Raw genomic sequence first — 4,391 nt, forward strand, 5'->3', positions numbered from 1 at the left:
GGCCCTGGGCACAGGGCTCCTCCTGCCCTACACCGTTCCCCTCACCATCTGGGTAGGCCTGTGCAGCTTCTTTTACAGCATGCTGCTCATCTACGGCAACCGCGGCGGCAACATCGGCGTGGGAGGCCTGCTCGTCATGGTGTCCGTCATGGCCGAAAGCCTCACCTGGCAACAGGCCATCCACGTTTCCCTCTACACCCTCAGCGGCTCCATCTGGTACGCTTTGCTGGCCCTGCTCCTCTGGCAGATACGGCCGTACCTCACCGTACAACAGACCCTGGGCGACTGCATCCAGCAAACCGCGAAGTACCTCCGCCTCCGGGCCGACTTCTACCGCCCCGAAAAAGACATTACCACGACCTATAAAGACGTCCTCGCCCAACAGGTGATCGTGAACGAGAAAATGGAAGCCGTGCGCGAGCTGCTGCTCAAGATGCGCTCCGCCCAGCAGGGCACCACTTCCATTTCCAAGAGCATGGTGCTGATTTTCCTCGACCTGGTCGACATGCACGAGCAGTTCATGGCCTCCCAGATCGATTATACATCCCTTCAAAAGAAGTTCGCCGGCACCCAGGTGATCGGGCAGCTGCAGCACACCATCGTACAGTATGCCGACGAGCTGGACAATATCGGCATCGCCGTGTCCGCAGGGCTCCGCTCCTTCCCGCAGGTCAACTTAAAACTGGAACTGGAAAAAGCCCGCCGGGCGTTCAAAACCTATCAGGCCTCCCTGCCCACGCTCCGCGAGCGGGCCGACCTCATCCATTTCGACGGTATTTTCGACAACCTGGAGCACATCGCCCAGCGACTCTACAACCTCCACCGCCTGACGCGGCTGGAAAGGGCCAAGGAAGCGTCGTTCGACCACCAGCTGGAACTGGCCAAATTCACCACCCGCCAGCGGTACGACGTGGAAACTTTCCGTAACAACCTGACTTTCAATTCCCACATCTTCCGTCACGCCCTGCGGACCGCATTGGCGATGATGTCGGGCTTTATGCTGGGGCACCTGCTGCACCTTAGCAAAACTTACTGGATCCTGCTCACCATCATGGTGATCATGAAACCCGGTTTCAGCCTTACCAAGACCCGGAGTTTCCAGCGCATCATCGGTACGCTGATCGGCGCGTTCTGCGCGGCGGGCATCCTCTGGCTCACCAAAAACGATGCGGTCATATTTTCCATCATGCTGATCTGCATCCTGGGCGCCTACAGCTTCCAGACGTACCATTACGTGACGAGCGTGGTGTTCATGACGCCTTTCATCGTCTTCCTCCTGCATTTCCTCCACCCGGCCGACTTCGAAAACGTGACCCAGCGCGTGCTGGATACCCTCATCGGCGGCGGGATCGCCTTCCTGTTCAACTATATCTTCTGGCCCAGCTGGGAGTACCGCTTCCTGCCGGATTATATGATCAAAACCATGGAAGCCAACCGGCAATACCTGCAGGAGGTGACGAACCTATACACCGGCCGGCCTTTCAGCCTGATCGCGTATAAACTGGCGCGGAAAGACGTGCACGTAACTACCGCCAACCTTACGTCCGCCTTCCAGCGGATGCTGTCGGAGCCAAAAAGCAAGCAGAAACACGGCTCACAGCTGTATCACTTCGTGGTGCTGACCCATTCGCTGTCGAGCCACATCGCGCAGTTATCGGGTTATGCGTTGCAGCACCGGCTCCAGTACCAGCGGCCGGAATACAAAGACATCTTATTGTTTCTCAATACGTTGATGGACCAGGTGGCGCAATACGTAAATTCCGGGACCTGGGGCAGCGATCCGGCGGTGCCTTCGGCCTTCCATTCCCTGGAAGACCGCCTCACGCAGCTCATTACCGTGCGCCAGGAGCAGATCAACCAGGGCCAGGGGCAAACGGAAGAACGCGCGGAAATGCTGGAGATCAAGCATGTGCGCGACCAGCTCCAGGCCTTGTATACGGTCCTGAAAGACATGAAAAAGGCCGCGATCCACGCGGCCCAGATTACGGATTAATATTTTAGGAGAGTTCCGTCACGATAATGAACTGATCCGTGACGGGAATGCAGAACTGCAGGATGTGGTCGAAAAACGCCGGCCCGTATTCCGCGTAGTACGGCAGGAAATTTTCCTTCCGTTCCTGCAGCGAATTGCCGGGGAAGAGGCGGTCCTTCACCGTCTGGATCTGCTCCGTTTGCCAGGCGAACTTTTTCTTCTCCGCCCGCAGGAATTTATGTTCCATTTTGCCGATGGATTTGATCGCCCGGGAGCGTTCGGCGTTCACGCTCGCGATGAGCGTAATATCTATCGCTTTCGCTTTTTCTTCCAGTTCGTTGAACAGCTTTTCCACGGCCGCGTATTCGTCGCGCAGCACGAGGCTGGCATTGGTATGCGCGTGTACGAATTTGCTGAGGAGCAGGCCGGTGTCTTCGAAAAGCGCGTCAGGACTGAGGCCCAGCTTGCCGAGGCGCGTATGCTCCTCGCGGCGCACCCACAGGAAGGAGTTGCGCAGCAGGATCACCGGGTAAGGAACTTTATGGTATTGGAAGAGATCTTTCAGCTCTAACCAGTACGCCACCTCGCCGCCGCCGCCGATGAATGCGATGTTCGGAAGAATGGTTTCCTGGAGGATGCCGCGTAATATAACGTTGGGACTGAAGCGTTCCGGATGTGCTTCCAGTTCGTTCAGCAATTCGTCGCGCGTAAAGGACAAAGCGGTGTGTAGAACTTTCCACAATTCCCCATCTTTCACGATCCGTTCACGCTTGTTATCGAACAGGTAAAAAAGATTTATTTCCCGCGGGGTGGCCTGCACCTTGAAATGGGCTGACAGTTTGTCGATCGTTTTGGATACGACTTTCTCGGAGCTTTGTTCCAGCAGTTCGTCTTTCATGACGGGAATGAGCTGCCGTTTGAAGTTCGGAGTGTCAGGGATCAGGACTACCAGTCCGTAACATCCGAAAAGGTCATTGACCAGGCTGAGGGTCGCCTGCTGGATGTCCGGCTGTTCGAGGTAAGCTTTGCGGAGGATTTCAAGTATCTGCGGGGCATGCGGGAGGTAGCCGATGCTGTCGCCGATCTGGTTGATCATTTCTTCCAGTCCTTCCGTGCGCATGCGGCCTACGGCGCCGGTCTGATCGGTTTGCCAGGTGAGTTTTTTACCATCGAGGAAGATAGAGCCCAGTTCGTCGAGGTCGGCGTCTTCACTGCCCATATAATATACGGGAACGAAGTGTTTGCCGGGGTATTGGCGGGCGAGGTCCTGCGTCAGCTTGATGGTTTGCAGGATTTTATAGACAAAGTATAAATAACCGGTAAATATATTGGGTTGATGGGCAGTACAGACGGTGAAAGTATTGGTGGCCTGGAGGAGCCCGATATTGGCGCGTACTTCTTCCCGGATTTCCAGGTGGGCGTATTGCTGATAGAGGGTTTCCGCCAGGATATCGCGCCGCAGGGGCTGGCCTTCCTTCATCTTCATGACCATATCGAAGTCGGGCGCCACGGGGTTATAGGCGTAAAATTCCCGCAGCGGCAGCTGCCCGGAGAGGAAATTGGCGATAATGGGACTGAAATAACCTGTCTCTGCAATCGGTACCGTATGGAAAGCTATGCCTGAATTGATATGTTGGATCACTGATTCTTCATTTTTGAGGACACGAATTTACGTCAATTACGCTTTACGAATCTACACATTTCCCAACTGCCATTTCTGCCACTTATCACAAATGCCGGTCGCGCTACACATTGTGGCACAACAATCTGGCGCTGAATTTGTAAAATCTATGTTGACCCAGACAGGAATTCTACACTTAGCATTTAAAAAATCAATTATCTTATGAAGATTGCATATATAGCCTCGTATTACCCCCGTGAGTGCGGAATAGCGACATTTACCGAACATCTGATCAAGGCCATGCAGTGCCAGGATGCGGCGCCCGAAGTTTGCGTCATTGCCATGAACGACGAAGGACAAGTGTATGAGTATCCCCCGGAAGTCGCATACACCGTGCGGCAGCACAACATGCAGGATTACCTCGACGCGGCGGACTGGGTCAATGAAAACCACGTCGACATGGTGGTGGTGCAGCACGAATTCGGCATTTTTGGCGGCGAAAGCGGGATTTTCCTGCTGCCGTTCCTCAACAGGCTGAAAGTTCCATTTATCACAACTTTCCACACGATTCTCAAAGAGCCGTCTTTCCTCCAGAAGAGCATCGTTCGCGAGATTTCGCGGCAGGCGTCACGGGTTATCGTGATGAGCCGGCTGGCGATTTCTTTCCTGGAAGATATATATGAAGTCCCCTCCGACAAGATTTCCCTCATCCCCCACGGCGTTCCCGACTTCGAGAAACTGAAGATCAACGCCGATGTGGTGCCCGCGGAGCTGCGCGACCGCAAAGTAATCTTCACC

General features: G+C 54.8%; 3 protein-coding genes. 2 read left to right on the forward strand and 1 reads right to left on the reverse strand.

The features are described 5' to 3' along the window. A partial coding sequence (locus Q0510_RS00115; protein ID WP_298707119.1) for an FUSC family membrane protein occupies window positions 1-1,993 on the forward strand: 1,993 nt, incomplete at its 5' end. Window positions 1,994-1,997: 4 nt separating this feature from the next. Here the strand turns inward: Q0510_RS00115 and bshC are convergent. After that, the gene (gene bshC, locus Q0510_RS00120) at window positions 1,998-3,614 is read right to left on the reverse strand and encodes a bacillithiol biosynthesis cysteine-adding enzyme BshC (RefSeq protein WP_298707121.1); all 1,617 of its coding nucleotides are present in this window, start codon (window positions 3,612-3,614) and stop codon (window positions 1,998-2,000) included. Window positions 3,615-3,815: 201 nt separating this feature from the next. Here bshC and Q0510_RS00125 point away from each other — a divergent pair. After that, window positions 3,816-4,391, forward strand: a 576-nt coding sequence (locus tag Q0510_RS00125) for a glycosyltransferase (RefSeq protein ID WP_298707122.1), incomplete at its 3' end; no start/stop codon positions are given.

It is taken from the genome of uncultured Chitinophaga sp. (assembly GCF_937874145.1).
Classification (GTDB): Bacteria; Bacteroidota; Bacteroidia; order Chitinophagales; family Chitinophagaceae; genus Chitinophaga.